General features: G+C 44.3%; 14 protein-coding genes and 1 other RNA gene. 8 read left to right on the top strand and 7 right to left on the bottom strand.

Annotated elements, in window-relative coordinates:
• Positions 1-8 precede the first annotated feature (8 nt).
• From L5L77_RS20010 to ffs, 5 genes are all read left to right on the top strand, one after another.
• Positions 9-1,469, top strand: a complete 1,461-nt coding sequence (locus L5L77_RS20010; protein WP_263223365.1) for a YcjX family protein — start codon at positions 9-11, stop codon at positions 1,467-1,469.
• Positions 1,466-2,725: a YcjF family protein gene (locus L5L77_RS20005; protein WP_263166006.1), complete on the top strand. Its 1,260-nt coding sequence runs from the start codon at positions 1,466-1,468 to the stop codon at positions 2,723-2,725. Before L5L77_RS20010 ends, L5L77_RS20005 begins: the two co-directional genes overlap by 4 nt.
• 344 nt (positions 2,726-3,069) lie before the next feature.
• Positions 3,070-4,263, top strand: coding sequence for a methionine gamma-lyase (megL, locus tag L5L77_RS20000; RefSeq protein WP_263163245.1), 1,194 nt, complete (start codon positions 3,070-3,072; stop codon positions 4,261-4,263).
• 226 nt (positions 4,264-4,489) lie between these two features.
• Positions 4,490-4,852 carry a ComEA family DNA-binding protein gene (locus L5L77_RS19995; protein WP_028760453.1) on the top strand — a complete coding sequence of 121 codons (363 nt, stop codon included), beginning with the start codon at positions 4,490-4,492 and terminating at the stop codon, positions 4,850-4,852.
• Between the two features lie 259 nt (positions 4,853-5,111).
• An RNA gene (gene ffs / locus L5L77_RS19990) (signal recognition particle sRNA small type) lies at positions 5,112-5,209 on the top strand.
• A gap of 218 nt (positions 5,210-5,427) precedes the next feature.
• Here the strand turns inward: ffs and L5L77_RS19985 are convergent.
• From L5L77_RS19985 to dinG, 6 genes are read right to left on the bottom strand one after another with little or no spacing between them, the layout of a single operon-like run.
• The gene (locus tag L5L77_RS19985; RefSeq protein WP_028760452.1) at positions 5,428-5,718 is read right to left on the bottom strand and encodes a late competence development ComFB family protein; all 291 of its coding nucleotides are present in this window, start codon (positions 5,716-5,718) and stop codon (positions 5,428-5,430) included.
• Positions 5,719-5,751: 33 nt separating this feature from the next.
• Positions 5,752-6,660 carry a histone deacetylase gene (locus L5L77_RS19980; RefSeq protein WP_173245603.1) on the bottom strand — a complete coding sequence of 303 codons (909 nt, stop codon included), beginning with the start codon at positions 6,658-6,660 and terminating at the stop codon, positions 5,752-5,754.
• A 29-nt stretch (positions 6,661-6,689) separates the two neighbouring features.
• Positions 6,690-7,379, bottom strand: a complete 690-nt coding sequence (locus L5L77_RS19975; RefSeq protein WP_028760450.1) for a DUF2057 domain-containing protein — start codon at positions 7,377-7,379, stop codon at positions 6,690-6,692.
• Between the two features lie 9 nt (positions 7,380-7,388).
• Complete coding sequence (locus L5L77_RS19970; RefSeq protein ID WP_206765984.1) at positions 7,389-8,057, bottom strand: primosomal replication protein; 669 nt, start codon at positions 8,055-8,057, stop codon at positions 7,389-7,391.
• A complete protein-coding gene (locus L5L77_RS19965; RefSeq protein WP_028760448.1) occupies positions 8,048-8,821 on the bottom strand; it encodes a sulfite exporter TauE/SafE family protein in 774 nt (257 codons plus the stop codon). The genes L5L77_RS19970 and L5L77_RS19965 overlap by 10 nt, the downstream gene beginning before the upstream one ends.
• Positions 8,822-8,830: 9 nt before the next feature.
• Positions 8,831-10,903 carry an ATP-dependent DNA helicase DinG gene (gene dinG, locus L5L77_RS19960; RefSeq protein ID WP_173245594.1) on the bottom strand — a complete coding sequence of 691 codons (2,073 nt, stop codon included), beginning with the start codon at positions 10,901-10,903 and terminating at the stop codon, positions 8,831-8,833.
• Positions 10,904-11,040: 137 nt separating this feature from the next.
• On the opposite strand from dinG, the gene L5L77_RS19955 reads away from it, so the two are divergent.
• The 3 genes from L5L77_RS19955 (at position 11,041) to L5L77_RS19945 (ending at position 18,251) form a co-directional block, all read left to right on the top strand.
• Positions 11,041-13,488, top strand: coding sequence for a DNA polymerase II (locus L5L77_RS19955; RefSeq protein WP_263186456.1), 2,448 nt, complete (start codon positions 11,041-11,043; stop codon positions 13,486-13,488).
• 222 nt (positions 13,489-13,710) lie between these two features.
• Entirely contained in the window at positions 13,711-14,922 is a 1,212-nt protein-coding gene (locus tag L5L77_RS19950; protein WP_028760445.1) for a porin, read from the top strand.
• Between the two features lie 446 nt (positions 14,923-15,368).
• Positions 15,369-18,251, top strand: a complete 2,883-nt coding sequence (locus L5L77_RS19945; protein ID WP_263186455.1) for a TonB-dependent receptor domain-containing protein — start codon at positions 15,369-15,371, stop codon at positions 18,249-18,251.
• 46 nt (positions 18,252-18,297) lie between these two features.
• On the opposite strand, the gene L5L77_RS19940 is transcribed toward L5L77_RS19945, so the two are convergent.
• A partial coding sequence (locus L5L77_RS19940; protein ID WP_263186454.1) for an integrase core domain-containing protein occupies positions 18,298-18,510 on the bottom strand: 213 nt, incomplete at its 5' end.

The raw sequence follows: 18,510 nt of genomic DNA, 5'->3' as shown, positions 1-18,510 counted from the left end.
AAGTCTCTATGGGAATGCTTGATGCCTCGCTCCATAAATTAACCCAAAAGGGCCAATCCCTGTTACATCGCACCGCGGACCGGCATTTACGTTTGGCCGTGACTGGGCTTTCTGGTGCAGGAAAAACAGCGTTTATTACGGGGTTAGTCAATCAGTTACTCAATTCTGGACCTGTCTCAACCTTACCCCACGCCCGCAACAACAGCGCTTTGCCACTGTGGCAGGTGAGCCGCGATCAGCGTTTGCTCGGTGTTAAGCGTGCCATGCAGCCGGATCTTGAGATCGCTAGTTTTGATTATCAAGGCGCCATGTTAGCGCTCACTTCCGAACCCGCGACCTGGCCTGCCTCCACTCGTACTATTTCTGAGTTACGACTGGCGATTAAATACCAACCTAAGAAGGGCTTACTGGCCAAGTTTTCTGATACCGCCACCTTGTATTTAGACATAGTCGATTATCCTGGCGAATGGTTACTCGATTTACCTATGTTGCGCCAAGACTTTGTAACCTGGTGTCGCGCTCAACAAGTTCGCATCGAGAATCTTAAAAGCTCGCCTTTGTATGCCGAGTTTGAGCAATCTTTGACATCATTGGATTTAGCCGCCAGCGCCGATGAGCAGCAATTAAAGCAGATTGCCGATCAATATCAGCTATTGCTCAATGATTTAGTGCACGTGCAAGGTTATTACCAAGCGCAACCTGGGCGCATGTTATTGCCGGGTGAATGGCTGGGGGCTCCCTTATTGGCTTTTTTCCCCCTGTTATTGGTTAATGATGAAAAGTTTGCTGCGCTTTCGCAAAGCGATAAACACAGTGGATTCCATGTACTTGAAAAACGTTATCAAGAATATGTAGCTAAGGTGGTTAAGCCTTTCTATAAAAACCACTTTGCCGGTTTTGATCGGCAGTTAGTACTCGTTGACTGTTTTAGTGCGTTGAATCGCGGTAAAAAGCAATTTGAGGATATGGGCGCGGCGCTCAATGCCATTATGGAAAGCTTTCAGTTTGGCCAATCGAGTTATTTACGGCGGTTATTTGCACCCCGCATAGACCGTTTGTTGTTTGCCGCGAGCAAGGTTGACCATGTGACTCGCGATCAGCAGAGCCATGTTTTGTCCCTGCTGACCGATATGTTGAAACACAGCCAGCATTTTGCCAGTTTCGATGGTTGTAAAGTGGAGACGATGGCGATTAGCGCCATCAAGGCGACTCGCCATGGCATGGTGACAACTCAGGACGGTGAGGTCGAAGTCGTGCAGGGGATGGGACTCAACGGTAAAGCCCTGACCTTATTTCCTGGCGAAGTGCCCACTCGCTTACCTGAAGCGCATTTTTGGCGTGACCAAGGGTTTAACTTTGTCGGCTTTGCACCGCCGAGCAATGCCAATGTTGACCCCTCTCAAGTGCATTTTGACCATATTCGTCTCGATCATTTGCTGCAGTACTTACTGGGAGATAAGTTGGAATGACGTTAAAGCTATCGGATAACGCTAATGAGCAGGCTTCTAATTCTTCTGCGAACTCATTTGAACGCTCGGCTGAACAATCAGTTGAGCAATCCATTGAACAACAGGCCATTAAACAAAAGCCGCTGAAAAAGCAGCAGCTGTTTGACCCAGAAGTCGTGGATCTCAAACCCAGCAAAGAGGAGCTCAAAGGGGCGAAAGCCTTTGATCCCCATACGCCAGTGCAAGAAGTGGCTGCCGATATTGAGGAATTGATGGATGAAACGCTGTCTGCCCATCCAAAAATGATTGATGCTAAATCGGTATCGCCTCAACTTGTTAAATCACGCCGTTGGTCTTGGCTCGCCCGTCTAGCTGCTGTGAGTTTATTGCTGCTTGTAGTCGTTCAAACAGGATTAGGACTGAGGGATGCTTGGCTTGAGAGCCCTTGGTTGTTCAGTTTTTATGGTGTGGTGCTTGGGGTTGTCAGTGCGTGGGCATTGGCGGGCGCAGTCAGTGAATACCGTAAGCTCAAGCGACTCAAACAGGTCGCCGATACTCAAGAAACAGGTGCAAGGCTAGCGCAGAGCATGCAAATGGGTGAAGCAGACAGCTTTATCGATAATATCGTTTGCCACTATGAAGACAGCCAAGGTTTGCAGCAACTTCGCCGTTCATTAAAAGATGAACATAATGATGCCGAGAAAGTCTTGTTATTCGAGGACTTAGTGCTGACTGAGCGGGATGAACTGGCAAAGAAAGTGGTGCGAAGATATGCAGCCGAGTCGGCAGTTTTACTGGCGGCCAGCCCTTTAGCTGTGCTCGATATGGCGATTATCCTATGGCGTAATCAACGTATGCTGCGCGATGTGGCCCGTTGTTATGGCATTGATCTAGGTTATTGGAGCCGGATTAAACTTATCCGCAGTATTATCATTAATATTATTTATGCGGGTACCAGTGAGTTAGTTACCGATTTAGGAACACAGCTGTTATCGGTTGAAATGACCGGTAAATTGTCTGCTCGCTTGGCCCAAGGTTTAGGCGGCGGTATGCTAACGGCGCGTCTTGGATATCAAGCCATGGCGCTGTGTCGGCCGATTGTGTTTAGAGAAGATCAAAGGCCTAAATTGTCTAAAGTGCATCAGGAATTGTTGATCGAACTTAAGCAGTTTTCAGGCAAGCTGTTTACCAAAGAAGGTCGCGACGCATTAAAAGGCCAATTCGCCGATGTTGATGACAAAGTCTCTCGGCCAGCTAAAGATAAGTCTAAAGAGTAGATGCTATTTAATATCAAATAATTAACCGATTGAAATGGCCGAAAGCAGATGCGCTAATGGACTTGTTCCTTGGCGCATTTTTTATGATTTTCTTTGCAGGTACCGAGTATGACTAAGTGCGACGTAAAAGTGCTATGTAACAAGTTAATTACACTTTTGAGCGCTGCTATTTTTGCCATGCTACTGGCTTAAGTGCTTGGCCGCGTTATGGTAGGGCTTATTCGATAGGGCTAATGTTTCATTAACTTATCTATTAGATTATCCATAATGCGGGCATTGAGCGCTCCACACCAACAATCAATCAAGAACGGGAACTGCTCAATTCCAATGACAAGGAGCTAGGTATGCAAGATGTGTCAGGCAAGATGTGGAAGGCGGCAACACAGGTTATTCATGGCGGCCATGAGCGAGAGGCCTTTGGTGCCTTAGTCACGCCGCTTTACCAAAGTGCGACTTTTGTGTTTGAGTCTGCACAGCAAGGTGGTGAGCGATTTGCGGGTAATGAGCCGGGGTATATTTACACGCGCTTAGGGAATCCGACAACCGCTGAGCTTGAACGTAAAATGGCGATTTTAGAAGGGGCTGAGGCCGCAGCAGCAACTGCTTCTGGTATGGGCGCAGTATCCGCCGCATTGCTGGCTAATTTGCAGATGGGCGATCACTTAGTGGCGTCGAATGCCGTATACGGTTGTACTTATGCGCTAATGACGACTCAGTTTGCTCGCTTTGGTATTGAAGTATCCCTAGTGGACTTTTCATCGGAAGCAGAAATAGAAGCGGCGATTCAATCCAATACTAAGGTCATTTTCTGTGAAACCCCAGTCAACCCCCATTTACAGGTGTTTGATTTAGCGGCAATTGCGACTATTGCTAAACGTCACCAGTTGGTCAGTATTGTCGATAATACCTTTATGACTCCATTACTGCAGCGGCCGCTGGATTTTGGTATTGATTTGGTGATCCACAGTGCGACTAAATATCTGAATGGTCATGGTGATGTGATTGCGGGGATAGTGTGTGGCAGTGAAGAGCAGCTCCATAAAGTGAAGTATGAAATTTTAAAGGATATTGGCGCTGTGATATCGCCACATGATGCTTGGCTGATCTTACGCGGTCTTAAAACCTTAGATGTGCGTTTGCAGCGCCATTGCGATAGTGCCCAGCGCGTGGCAGAGTTTTTGGCGGAACATCCAAGCATTACACGTGTGTATTACCCCGGGCTTAAATCTCATCAAGGGCATAAATTCATTGGCCAGCAGATGAAACGTGCTGGTGGTGTTATCGCGTTTGAACTGGCGGCAAATTTAGAAGAAGCCATGGCCTTTGTCGGATATCTAAAGTTGTTCTCAATTGCGGTGAGTCTAGGTGATGCTGAATCCCTGATTCAACATCCTGCATCGATGACGCATTCACCTTATACGCCAGAGGCAAGGGCTGCCGCTGGGATTGGTGATAATTTGCTGCGGATCTCTATTGGTTTAGAAGATTGTGACGACATCATCGCCGACTTGAACCAAGCGCTAGCTCGATTAGCTTAATGAATGTTGTTATTTTAAAGACCGTTAGCTATTTGAATGATAAAAGGATGCTTTTTGCATCTTTTTATCATAGTCAAGCACTAGCTCATTGAGCCGAAGACAGAAGTTTAGCGATAGTGAATATTTATGACGCCGATTTGGTATTTCGGGACAGCTTAGACTATTTTTGATTTGAGGCCACGGAAGTAGGACGAAAGGCCGCAAATCATGGAATAGAGGAATTGTTATGAAAACCACAAATCGTATACCTGCTTTTATGAGTGCCATAGCATTAACGGCTTTTTTGGCAAGCCCAGCAATTGCAACAGAAACCCCAACCAAGGTCGCCGTGAAAGTACAGGCTAAAACTGAAGCGGGTGAAATGGCATCTGATGCGAAAAAATCTATGCCAGATGCCGCTCAAGTTAACATCAATACCGCTTCAGCCGAGCAGTTACTCGTACTCAAAGGGATCGGTGCCGCAAAGGCTCAAGCGATTGTCGACTATCGCACTAAAAATGGTAAGTTCAATGCTATAGATGACTTAGCGAATGTCTCTGGTGTTGGGGCTAAGATAATTGAGCAAAATCGCCATTTGATCAAGTTGTAACCACCTTTGGCGATGATTGCGCTGTAGCCTGCTGATTTTTATGATAAGAGATTCAGTAAAACATATATAAAAGTCTGCATTTGCAGGCTTTTATCATTTCAATCACTCCATTTGCTTATAGATTGTGCAGTTAGGTGGGATATTAAGAGATCTTATCGATTAGCGCTTGATCCCATAGGGTCCATGGGGGATAATCCTTCGCGTTCAAGCAATGCTTTGGTTTATGTCATTCAAAGTAATGTTCGAAGTTATGGTGACCCTAGGGTCCCCCCGCAATGATAACTTGTGAACTCGGCCAGGCCCGGAAGGGAGCAACCGCAGCAAGCGACTCGTGTGCCGGGGTGTCGGCTCTAGGGGAACCTCCAATTCAGCAGTTCCTCTGCTTATTTCCGTTGTACTTCTCTATATCTACTCAATTTATGTTATTCAATATTTTAGCTTGCAGACTATTTCCGTTTTCTGCTGTTAATCATTTATAGCGTTAATATTTTTGCACAATGAGATAATCCATTGCCTGCCTCTTTTCTTGCCACGACAACGGCTAAAAATGCTCTCAACAGTAACCTTTAACGAAATTAACGATTGGCTTCGGCTTCTTCCTGTAATCTTTTTTGCAGATTTTGTTTAAGAAAAGCGCGGGACTTTTCTAGTGCGGTTTGGATCTCACGCTTTAATTCCTGCAGCTCGTTATAGTCTTCAAAGAAGTAAGTATCGACGAGGTGGCGTATGTAGCGCACTGGCAGTTGATTTAAGGTCACGCAACATAAGTCGGCGAGATAGTCCTCAGGAAGTTCGTCCATAAGTCCTTCATCTGACAATATTTCCATTAAAAGAACTTCGTAGTAATTACGGATTTCGAGTTGCATTGTTATGCTCCATGACGGTTTTCATTGAGTTTGCTACCACAAATGATTTGCCGCAATAAAAAGTTGGCTGTGTCTTTGGCTTAATTGTAGTGCGTCTCTGCTGTAGCCGCCGCCTATCACGGCTGCAATTGGAATATTTTCCGATTTTGCCATTGATAACACAGTTAAATCCCGTCTGAACAGTCCTTCTTGGCTGATATTGAGCAAGCCAAGATCGTCATTTTGATGAATATCGGCCCCAGCATCATAAAGAATCAGATCTGGTTGATGGATTCGGATAAGGAGGGCGAGTGTCTGCTCCACAGTTTCAAGATACGCACTATCGTCCGCTCCTTTAGTTAGTTCAATATCATGGTGGGAATGCTGCTTACGACTCGGGAAATTCTCTTTGCAGTGAATCGAGCAACTGATGATCCCTTGATGTTGGTGGCTGAGGGTTGCACTGCCGTCACCTTGATGCACATCGCAATCAAAAATCAGTACCTTGTGTACTTGCTGGCTCGCGATGGCATTTCTGGCCGCGAGGATAAGGTCGTTGAAAATACAATAGCCGCTGCCAAAATCGTAATGGGCGTGATGGTAGCCACCCGTGAGATGCAGGGCAATACCCTGATTTATGGCTAATGAAGCTGTGAGTGTGGTGCCAGCCACAGAATGCAAGGTACGCTCAACTAAGGCTTCACTCCATGGGAAACCAATCCGTCTAAGCGCCGCTGTTGGCAAGGTACCCGCGATAAATTGCTCTACATATTCGCGTTGATGCACTTGCATTACATCTTCTGCAGTCATGGCCGTTGGCGTGTGGAACTGTGCAGTCGTGGCAATGTGGTTATCGAGTAAGTACTGCCGTAAATGTGCGTATTTAGTGGTGGGAAATCTGTGATGGGGAGGAAGCGCCAGCTTGGAATAGCTGGCGTGATAAACCAGTGGGATCAGAGTCAATATTGACTAAACCTCGTTATCGCAAGTTGTTATAGCTGTGAAATTGCCCAGCTCATAAATTCTTTACGGGTTTTTTCATCCGCTTGTAGCCACCAGTATTGCAACATTTGTTGTGGGTTGGCTCCTGCTGCTTTAGAGGTGTCTACGGGGGCGGTGAGTGATGTTGCGTTAACGGTCGCCGATGTTGTCACGGGTGCTGGTGCAACGGCTACTACTGCTCCAGCGGCACCGGTTGCTGCTGCGGCAGTACCGGATACGTCAACGGCTTGATTACCACTGAAAAGGCGAGAGACGAAGCTTTCTTCTTCTAAATTGGTATTCACCACTTGGTAATTGACGCTGCCTTTGTCACTACGGGTTAATTTGACTTGTGGGTTTTGCGCGTAAACTTTAGGCTTTTTAACGACTTCACCTTCGGCCGCTTGCAGGTAATATTGATGGTCGCCATCAACATCTAAAGTAACGATGAAAGGTGCTGACTTAACAAAGGTTTGGCTGTCACTAAAATCATCCTCTACCATTTCATGATAACGAATGGCGATTTTGTGAGTGCCGGGGGCCAATTCTAAGCTGCTTTTATGGTTGAATACGCTCGACTCGACTTTTTTACCATCAAGAGCAAGGTACTCAAATGACATAGGAATGTTCAGATCTGCAGCGAAGGCTGAGGCAGATCCGAGTAATACTAGCAGGCTGCTAATTGGCAAAAGTGATTTCATTGTTACTCCTTAACGGTTATTACTCTGATACGGGCGTTCGAATATTTGAATGCGATCTTCTATATAACTAATAGCTTGCCTGCATTTTCCTAGACGACGATGCATCAAAAGGATGTCATTTTGCAATTTTATTTTGTCAGCACTATGACAGTTTTCAAGTTTTGATTCCATTTCTTCAATTTTTTGTTCAAATTTTTTCGCCCAATTCAGATGTTTGTTCAATTCTTCGTAGATCTCATGACTATTTTGCATCACGTTATTGGCGATCCAATCGAAACCACTGGCTTGGTGAGACTGATTCTGGCGTTGTGCAAAACGGGCACGGCTACTGGCACGCTGCTGAGTTTTAGACTTAATGTCGATAGAAGTGGTCAGCAAGGCTCGTTTGACTGCGGTAAATCTATCTTGGATCCGCTCACAGCTCAGGGCAATGGTCTGGGGGGCGAGTTTAAGCTTAATTTGTTTTTCGAGCTGCATAATACTGCTACGAATTTGTTCAATACAGGGGCCGAGTTGGGCGCCGTGTTGGACAAACAGCGAGTGATTAAAACGCTCCGTTTCTTGCAGAAGTTTACGCTGCGGCGGGGCGAGTCGATTATCGTGTTGCAGCACTTCTTGTTCTAAGGCTTTAAGCTGATTCTTCAGCATCACCATTAATTGTTGGGTGTTCACAACCATGCGCTCCATGCCAAATTCGCTGCAATCATTAGCACGATCAAAATAAACAGTGGACGGATAAAGGGCATGCCAAATTTAATCGCACAGCGGGCGCCGATAAATGAGCCTAACATCATGCACAATCCCATCCACAAACCTATTTGCCACTCTACCTGCCCAAGCCAGCCAAAGATAGTCAATGCGGTCAAGTTGCTGGTGAAGGTCATCGCACGGGCGAGGCCGCAACTGTGCAGTAAAGGCAGTTTATACAAAGAGCCGGATGTGACAGTCCAAAATGCGCCAATGCCTGGGCCAGCAAAACCGTCATAAGTGCCTAAAGCCAGTCCCTGTAGCCATTGTTGCTTGGCTGGCGGCTTGCTGGTTGGTGCTTGGCAGTTAACGTCTGACATCGCATTGGGGCTGACTAAACTGTAAATGGCGATGCCAATGATCAGCAGCGGCAGGACTTTTTCGAGCCATTGGGTATCGACTAAATAGACTAAAAAACTGCCCAATACCGCGCCGATAAAGGTGGCGATAAAAGCCATGTACCAAAACGAGGGTTTAAAGAGGTGCTTGCGATAATAGGTCCAAGCCGCCATAAAAGAGCCAAAGCTTGCGGCTAACTTATTGGTGCCTAATACGGTATGCGGCGCAATGCCTAAGGTTAACAGTGCGGGGATCGACAATAGGCCACCGCCACCCACGACGGCATCAATGAATCCAGCGATAAGACCTATGACTGCCAACAGGGCCCAATGACTGGGCTCGAGTAACAACTCCAAATTTTAATCCTACTCTATAACACGTCTAAAGGGCGGTAAGGCATCCAGTAAGGACTTGCCATAGCGTTTAGTGACTAACCGCCTATCTAAAATGGTCACTCGGCCATAATCTTGCTCTTTACGCAGTAATCTACCACAACTTTGAATAAGCTTACGTGAAGCATCTGGGATTGTCAGTTGTAAGAAGGGATTACCGCCTTTGACTTTGACATATTCTGCATGCGCTTGCTCAACGGGCGAGGTTGGCACGGCAAAGGGCAGTTTAGTGACGATCAAGTTAGTCAGATAATCACCGGGCAAGTCGAGACCTTCAGAGAAGCTGCCGGTGCCAAACAAGATGCTTGGTTCGCCCTTATCGCATTTAGCTTTATGATTTTCGAGCAACTGTTGCCGTGGCGCATTGCCTTGGATAAGTAGCTCAGTGGTGAGTTTACCTTCAAGTAATTCAACCACTTTTTCCATCTGCCAGTAGGAGGCGAATAGCACTAAGGTTGCCATTTCGCCTTCAATAAGGGTGATGATTTGTTCGGCAAGTTCAGCCGTATAGGCATCATCCGTCGGCTCAGTGCGCATTTTGGGTAAATAAAGTGTCGCATTATTGGGGTAATCGAAGGGCGATTGTAAGGCTAAATAACGACTGCCATCGTTGAGTGACAAACCTACTTGATGCACGAAATGGTCAAAGTTATTGAGTGCGCGTAGCGTGGCGCTACATAAGACCACGCCCGCGGCCTTTTGCCACAGCATGGATTCCAGCATAAAGCCGACTTCGATAGGTGAAGCGCTAAACAGATAATCCACTTGTTTACCTGTGATGAGCTCAACCCAGCGCGCCATAGGTGCACCTTTATGTTTATCTTCCTTGGCCATCATCCTCCACAATTTCTGCAGGTTTTCGAGCCTTTGCAGCATAAATCCGGTTTCGGCCAATAGCGCTTCGGATTGATGTTTAGGAATATCGCCATCTTTAATCGCTTCGGCCAGCAGTGACAGCATTTTATTAAACTGTTTGAGGGCTAGATTAGAGGTCACTGCAAGGTTTTCAGCCAGAATGAGTAATGACTCTGGTAGTTTGCCGTGCTCAAAACGCAGACGGTTTTCAGGATTGGCAAAGTGTTTGGTCTGGGTATCGCAATAGTGGGCCACTTGATTGAGCTGGGCGATAAGATCGCCTAAGTGATCCTGCATCGCCTGCGCAGGAGCAATAATGTTGTTGCTCTTTATTTGGTTTTGCAACTTAGCGCAGGTTTTACCAATTTTTTCGAGCCAGTCGCATGCGCCCCTCAGCGTGGCCTGCGCACTGGAGAAATCCCGCGCCACAATCGGTAAGTGATGTGCCTCATCGATAACATAAAACACGTCTTCGGGATCGGGCAAAATCACGCCGCCACCTAATTCTAAATCGGCAAATAACAAGCTGTGGTTGGCGATGAGTACATCCCAGGTATCGACATCTTCGCGGGCTTTATGGAACGGGCAATTTCTGTGGCTGGCGACTTGACGATGACAGCTGTGTTTGTCGCAGGCGATTTGTTGCCACAGGTGATCGGGCAGCGGCACGGCTAAGGTATCGATTTCGCCGTTCCAGCGACCTTCGTTATAGTCTTTTAACAGGCCATGCATCATAGCCACTTGGCTATTGTCAGGTTTAGTTTGCCACATGGCCATTTGTGTACTGTTGTCGTCACCGATGAGCATCGCCAGTTTCGATAGACATACATAACGTTGTCGACCTTTAACTAAGCCAAAGCGGAAATTTAAGCCAGATTGCTCAAGAAAAAAGGGTAAATCTTTATGCAGTAATTGCTCCTGCAAAGCGACAGTTGCGGTAGCGATGCAGACCTTTTTCTTGCTCGCTAATGCCAGTGGAATGGTACCGAGGATGTAAGACAATGATTTACCGATTCCAGTGCCTGCTTCGACCACAATGATGCGCCTATCTTTATCGTAGTCGCCGGCGAGGGTCTTGGAGATTTCCGCCACCATATAGTTTTGTTCGCGGCGCGGCCTAAAATTAGGCAAGGCGGTAGCAATATCCTTATAGATGGCGCGGATCTGGGTTTTTACATTGTCAGGTAACATGCGTCACTACTTTATCGAATTAATGCTGTACATAATAACAGTGATTGCATAGCCTAAGAAACTTTTCTGCCATTTGGCGGCATTTAAATTGAGAAACCATCTAAATTGACTAGCTATGCGATTTGGGAACCCATGCGATGAAGTCAGAGGCTACCGCGGCCGTTAGTGTACAAGGTCGAGTCTTAACACGCCATGCGATTCATCGCCATGGGAGTTTAGTGTTGCAGTATTATCTGGCTACCGCCCAAGGCCCTGTGCTGGTGGAAGTGCAAGGCACTGAACACATTTGTTTTTGTCATCAAACTGATGTCACGGCTTTGCAGTTGCAAACGCCGGGTCAAGCATTGCGGTTTGTACCGTTAGCGCTCAAAAGCTTTAAAGGCGGCGCGGTTAGTGGTGTTTATGCTAAATCTAGCAATAGTTTACGTACCTTACAGCGCATCGCTAAAGATGCCGACATCCCTTTATTTGAAGCCGATATTCGCCCCGAACAGCGTTATTTAATCGAGCGGTTTGTGGCGCTGGATGTGGCGTTTTTAGGGCATTTCTCTGCGACGAGTAACATACACGCGCCGACTAGCGACAGTCTTGAGGCTAACTCGCTGCCCGTGTTTATCGCCGAGCGGGCTAAGAGTATTGCTCCTTTAGCGGCTGTACATTTGCGCTGTATCTCACTGGATTTTGAATGTAGTTTTGAAGGTTTACTCTATTCGGTTGCACTATATGGTCAAGACAGTGGCCGAGACGAAGATCAAGACAGTCCCAAGCAGACTTATGAAAAAGTGATTATGGTGGGTGAGGCTGAATCAAACTCTTTCGAATATATTGAATGGGTGGCCGATGAGGCTGCACTCATTCATCGATTAATCGCGTGGTTCCATGAGTTTGATCCTGACTTTGTCATAGGTTGGTCAGTGGTGAGTTTTGACCTCGCACTCTTGTCACGCCGTGCATTATTACACCGTATTCCGCTCACCATTGGCCGCGGAGGGGCAAAGCTTGAGTGGAAAGTCGATAATAAATTTCGGCCAGAAACCTTAGTTTTACCGGGCCGTGTGGTACTCGATGGTATCGATTGGCTCAAAGCCGCTTTCTATCATTTTGAGCGGTTCTCGTTGGAATTTGTGTCACGGAAATTATTGGGTGAAGGCAAGGCCATTCATAACGTGGATAATCGCGTTGAAGAAATTGATCAGTTGTTTAAGGCCAATAAACAAGCATTAGCGCATTACAATCTTACTGACAGCCGTCTGGTGTGGGATATTTTTAGTTATACTCAATTATGGGAGTTCGCCCTCGCGCGAGCTGAACTAACAGGTTTAGAACTGGGACGGGTTGGGGCTTCGGTGGCGGCATTTAATCATTTGTATTTACCGCATCTACATCGAGCCGGTTACGTCGCACCCGATGCTCCTGCGAGTGATGGGATCGAAAGCCCCGGTGGCTATGTGATGGATTCTGCGCCGGGACTTTATAAGCATATTTTAGTGTTCGATTTTAAAAGTCTATATCCCTCCATTATTCGTACCTTTTTGATTGACCCTAAGGGATTAATTGAAGGTTTGCAATTGCCAGAGTCTGACTGTGTTGCGGGGTTTCTCGGTGGACGTTTCAGTCGGCAACAGCCCATTTTACCTAAGCTTATCCAAACATTATCTGAGCAGCGCGAAAAGGCCAAGCGTGAGCACAATGCGCCTTTATCCCAAGCGATAAAAATTATCATGAACTCGTTGTATGGGGTTTTAGGTTCTCAAGGTTGTGTTTTCCACGATGCAAAGTTAGCAAGTTCGATCACTATGCGTGGCCATCAAATCATGAAACAAACCCGCACATGGATAGAAGAGATGGGCTATCAAGTGATTTACGGCGATACGGATTCGACCTTTGTCTGGCTTGGCAGTGAGCCTGATCTCTCAGACATTAACGCCTTAGGTAACACTCTGGCGCGGGAAATTAATGCTAAGTGGCAGGCTAAGATCGGTGAAGATCATCAAGTTGAGAGTTTTCTCGAGTTACAGTTTGAACGCCACTATGAGCAGTTTTTTATGCCGACCTTAAGAGGGTCGTTAGAAGGCAGTAAAAAACGTTATGTTGGCGCGTGGCGTAATGCGAGCGATGAACTTGAGCTTACTTTTAAAGGTATGGAGCAAGTGCGCAGTGATTGGAGCCCTTTAGCGCGCAAAGTTCAAGAGTCACTCTATGAACGGATGTTTAACCAAAGGGATATCAGTGTTTATTTGGCCAGTGTGTTTGAAAAGCTGCTTGATGGTGAGTTGGATGATGATTTGGTATTTCGCAAACGTATGCGACGCAATATTGAAGATTACACGGCTAAATCTTCTCCCCATGTTAAAGTCGCTCAACAATTATGCGACTTAACAGGAGATGCCTCTTTTGGCAAGCGTGGGGCGCAGATTGATTATCTGATTACTGTAAATGGACCGGAATCCTTACTGTACAGAACGTCACCAATTGATTACCAATACTACATTGATAAGCAAATTGGCCCTATTGCCGAGCCTGTTTTTTCGATAATGAAACTAAACTACATGGATATTGCGTCAAAGCAGTTACTGTTAATATAGTGTTTTTAATGTTCTTTATGTGTTGCGCAAGGTGGCGAATGTAGCGTTTTAACCTGTTTTGTAGAGGTTAACTGGTTTGTTTTTGTGATGTTAATCGACATATTCTTTAGGTTTAGCTTTGAGGGAATATTGAAAGTTTGCTACCCTTTAAGAGGAAATTGTAAGGAAATATAACAACGGAATGACGTTGACAGAACATAAACAAAAAAGGTTAAGCACCAAATGAACAAGACGTTAGTAGCAACTGCGCTTGCAGCAATTTTTTTAGTTCCATCAGTCTCAGCTATCGAGATCTATAAAGATAATAAAAATGCCGTAGAAATCGGTGGTTTTATTGATGCACGCGTGATCAACACTCAAGGGGAAACAGAGGTTGTTAACGGCGCATCTCGCATTAATTTTGGTTTTAATCGTGAGTTGACTGACGGTTGGAAAGCATTTGCTAAATTGGAATGGGGTGTGAATCCTGTTGGTAGTAGCGACATTGTCTATAACAATCGCTTCGAATCTGTTCAAGAAGAGTTCTTTTATAACCGTTTAGGTTACGCTGGTCTGTCCCATGACACTTATGGAACACTGACTATTGGTAAGCAGTGGGGCGCTTGGTACGATGTCGTTTACAACACTAACTACGGTTTTGTGTGGGACGGTAACACTGCAGGTGTTTACACTTATAATAAAGATGATGGCGCGGTAAACGGTGTTGGTCGTGGTGATAAAACAGTTCAATATCGCAATGCATTTGGCGATGTAAGCTTTGCAGTTCAAGCACAGTTGAAAAACAGCAGCTTCTATACCTGTGATACAACGGATGATATTTCACAAGCTCAGTGTCAAGCGAACTGGGAAAGCGGTGATAAAGCGGCTCAACAAGTAGAATACAATTATACTTATGGTGGCGCGCTGACTTATAAAGCCACTGATATGCTGACCTTAACTGCGGGTGTTAACCGCGGTGAGTTTGATGTGAGTTTTGGTAACGGCGAACAAACCACAGCGGTTGATCTTATCTACGGTGCGGGTATCACTTGGGGTAACTTCGATAGCAATGGCTTATACGCTGCTGCAAACGTTAACAGACAAGAAAATCATGACACAGACAATATTGGTCGTTTGATTAAAGACGCCTATGGTATTGAAAGTTTAGTTTCATACAAGTTTGACAATGGGTTACGTCCATTCATTTCTTACAACGTGCTTGATGCCGGTAAAGACTACGTCATTCAACCTAACTTTAATGCCGATCCTAACGATGAGTTCAAACGTCAGTTTGTCGTGGTTGGTTTGCATTTTGTATGGGACCCAAACACAGTGCTTTACGTAGAAGCACGTAAAGATTACAGCGATTTTACCAGTGCAGATAAAGAACAAGAAGCTAGAATGGCGCTTTCTGAATCTGACGGTGTTGCAATTGGTATCCGTTACACACTTTAAGTTCTGCCTTGTCTATTACAATAGTTTAATTTTTTAGAATTGTGCTAGTTATAAGTGTTGCTTCAAAGCCCAAAGTGTAAAACTTTGGGCTTTTTCATTTAAAAAGGTTATTAAACTCAATAAGGTCGTGTTAAACGCTTTAAGTTTTAGCATTTTCTCTCCTTACAACCAAGCTCACGTTAATTATGACGTAAGTTGTGCTTCTCCATCCCCTAAAATCACTCGCTGTATAAATAATCATCACCCACTCATCCTTATGTATCTTTGTTGGGGTAATAATGTGTTGTTTGTTTGTTATTTGTTGATTTAGTGTTTCATATGTGATTTTATTGATATTGAAATTGACGTGTTAGCAACTAAGGTTGCGATAGAGCAATTTACGCCATCTATACATAAATGTAGGTGCAGAATATAAGAAAAACATGATTTATCAAGGGAGATAGACAATGCATAAGAAAAATTTATTATCTAATTCAGTGCGTTACGCTCTGGTTGGTGGCTTGGCAGCAGCGACGTTAGCTGTGCCATTTGTATATGCAGCTGATGAAAGCGCTGATAAAGTTGAACGAATAGAGGTTACTGGCTCTCGTTTAAAACGAACTGATATGGAAAATGCGACACCAGTAACGACAATTACTTCCGAGCAATTAACCAGCTTAGGTATTCAGGATGTTGGTGAGTTTTTGCAATCTAGTTCTGTTATGTCTGGTTCTCCTGTTGCTACTACTACAAATAACGGAGGGGATGGTAGCGCTTTTGTTGAGTTGAGAGGTTTAGGATCATCACGTACCTTATTGTTAGTAAATGGACGTCGTCCAGTTTCTAATGATATGCAGAATATTCCTGCGTCTATGATTGAGCGTGTTGAAATTTTAAAAGATGGAGCTTCGGCAACTTATGGTGCTGATGCTGTTGCGGGTGTAGTCAACATTATTACTAAACGTAATTTCGATGGACTTGAGTTTACTGCTCAAACAAAGCAAAACTTTGATGTTGATGCTGGTGAGCAAACAAGTTTCAGTTTAATTGCTGGGAAAAAGTTTGATACTGGGCACTTAGTTTTTAACGTTGACTATGTCAAACAGAAAGAAATTTATCAGGGTGATGTAACTGATGTTGATTTTTTTCAGCATCCATGGAACGTTGAGGATCCTGATAGTTTCCAAGCTAATGGTTTGATTCCTCCAGGACAAGATGGTGCAAACGCCTTCGATGCTGGTAGTTCTATTATTCCATGCGGTAATTTCTTTTTATTCGGAAAACCTGGTTCATACACTAATGGAGCATGTCGTGATAATGGTGATCAGGCTTCTAATGATTTAGCGACACTAGACGATATGAGACGCTATGATGGTGCTAAAGATACATATAACTTTAATCCTGTTAACTACCTTCAAACGCCATATGAAAAATTAAACTTTTACATTGATGGAAGTTTCGAACTTAATGATGATGTGACTCTTTATTCTGAAACTCGTATAAATAAACGTGAATCAAGACAAGAATTAGCTGCAGTTCCATATAATACGGGTACAGATCCTGGTTATACTGTAATTGATCCTGTAACAGGCTTTGCTTACAAGGGTATATCAAAAGACAACTACTATAATCCTTTTGGTGAGGATGTAAAACAAGCTCGTCGCCGTATGGTTGAAGGTGGTCGCTCATTTGAACAAGATATTTTACGTGCGCAACAAGTTATTGGTGCTGATATTACATTGAATGATGTGTGGTCATTAGATGTCAACTATAATTACGGCTATTCGCAACGAACTGATAATGATTTTGGTCAGTTATATGGTCCTAACTTAGCAAAAGCTTTAGGACCATCATTTAAAGATGCTAATGGCAATATTGTATGTGGAACCACTGGTAATGTTATAGATGGCTGCGTTCCATTAAATTTATTTGGTGGTGCAGGTAGTATTACTTCTGACATGCTAAATTATATTACTGCTCCATTAGTTGACTCTTCTAATTATAAATTAGAAACCTTTACTGCATTTTTAGGTGGAGAGTTATTTGATTTACCTGCAGGAGCTGTTAGCGCTGGTTTTGGTTATGAGTATCGAAGTGAAAAAGCTGAAGCAAACGTAGATTCTGGAAAATTTATGGGTGAAGTTTCAGGTAATAAGTCTAAAGGTACAAATGGTGCATTTTATGTTAATTCATTATTTGCTGAATTCCGTATACCTATTGTAGAAGGATTGCCAGGAATAGAGCGCCTAGAGATTCCTGTTGGAGTTCGTTATGATAATTTTGATACCTTTGGCAGTTCAACAACATATCAAACTGGTCTTGAGTGGACTATATTTGATGGCCTGTTAGCCCGCTCCACATATGGAACAGTATTTAGAGCGCCAGATATTGGCGAGTTATATGATCCAGCAAATGATTCATTTGCATCTGCTACTGATCCTTGTCGTATATCTAACTGGACTGATTTAAGTGCAGAGTCTCAGGCTAGATGTGTTGCAGATGGAGTACCATCTGGTGGAGTTGATAATGATCAGTCGCAACAGTTGGCTAAGGTCGGTGGTAATCCTGATTTGAAGCCTGAGGAAGGCGATACTTTAACTGTAGGAGTTGCTTATTCTCCTGACTTTATTGAAGGATTAGGTTTAACTTTAGATTACTGGGCTGTTGATATAGATAACGTTATCACCTCTATTGACCCTTCAGATTCTATTGATGGTTGTTATTTAGGCAACTTAGAAGAAATGTGTAATAGCGTAAATCGTGGACCTGATGGTAATCTTTCATATGTTGATGGACGAAATATTAACTTAGCACGAATGACTGCAAAAGGGGTTGATTTTGAAGCTGATTATGGTTTTGAAACATCTATAGGTGATTTTAAACTTAATTTTGTTTGGACTCATTTCTTAGAACGTGGCGAAAATTCATTTGTAGCGACTGAACAGACTGATGGCAGTTTTGCTTATGAGTATGCTTTTGGTGATGTTGCTGGTACATTTGTAAACGATACTTCTTATGCTGAAGATAAGTGGAATTTCAGTGCTAATTATAAATGGGAAGACTTAAGTGTAACTTATCGTACTAATTATATTTCAAGCATGACATATGACACATTAACTTACGTTGATGTTGTTGGGAAAGGATATGAGTTTGAGGTTCCGAGTGTTATGTATCACGATGTTACAGCTAGTTACGTTTTACCAACTAACACTACATTGTCCGTAGGTGTAACTAACATTACTAACGAAAAACCTCCATATATTGAAACGGCTTTCAATGGTAATACTGATGAAAGTACATATCGATTATTTGGTCGTAGTTGGTTCTTAAGTGTCAACCAAAAGTTTTAAGAGTTAGCACTGTCTAGTCCTGAAATAAGTTGACACTTATTTCCACCTAAAACGCCTGATGAACCTCATCGGGCGTTTTGTATTTTAAGGCCAAATGGGGCCGTCGTTGATTATAGATGGCGACCGCTTCTTCCACCATCTGTCGTGCCTCCTGCAGCGTTGCTGGCTTATGTGTTAAAAACTCCTGCTTCAATATGCCATTTACTCGCTCTGCTAACGCATTTTGATAGCAGTCATATCCGTCTGTCATTGAGCATGT

It is taken from the genome of Shewanella sp. SM29, from assembly GCF_025654245.1.
Taxonomy (GTDB): domain Bacteria; phylum Pseudomonadota; class Gammaproteobacteria; order Enterobacterales; family Shewanellaceae; genus Shewanella; species Shewanella oncorhynchi.
Note: the sequence above shows the minus strand (reverse complement) of the source record. Positions and strands in the feature narration are given on the sequence as shown.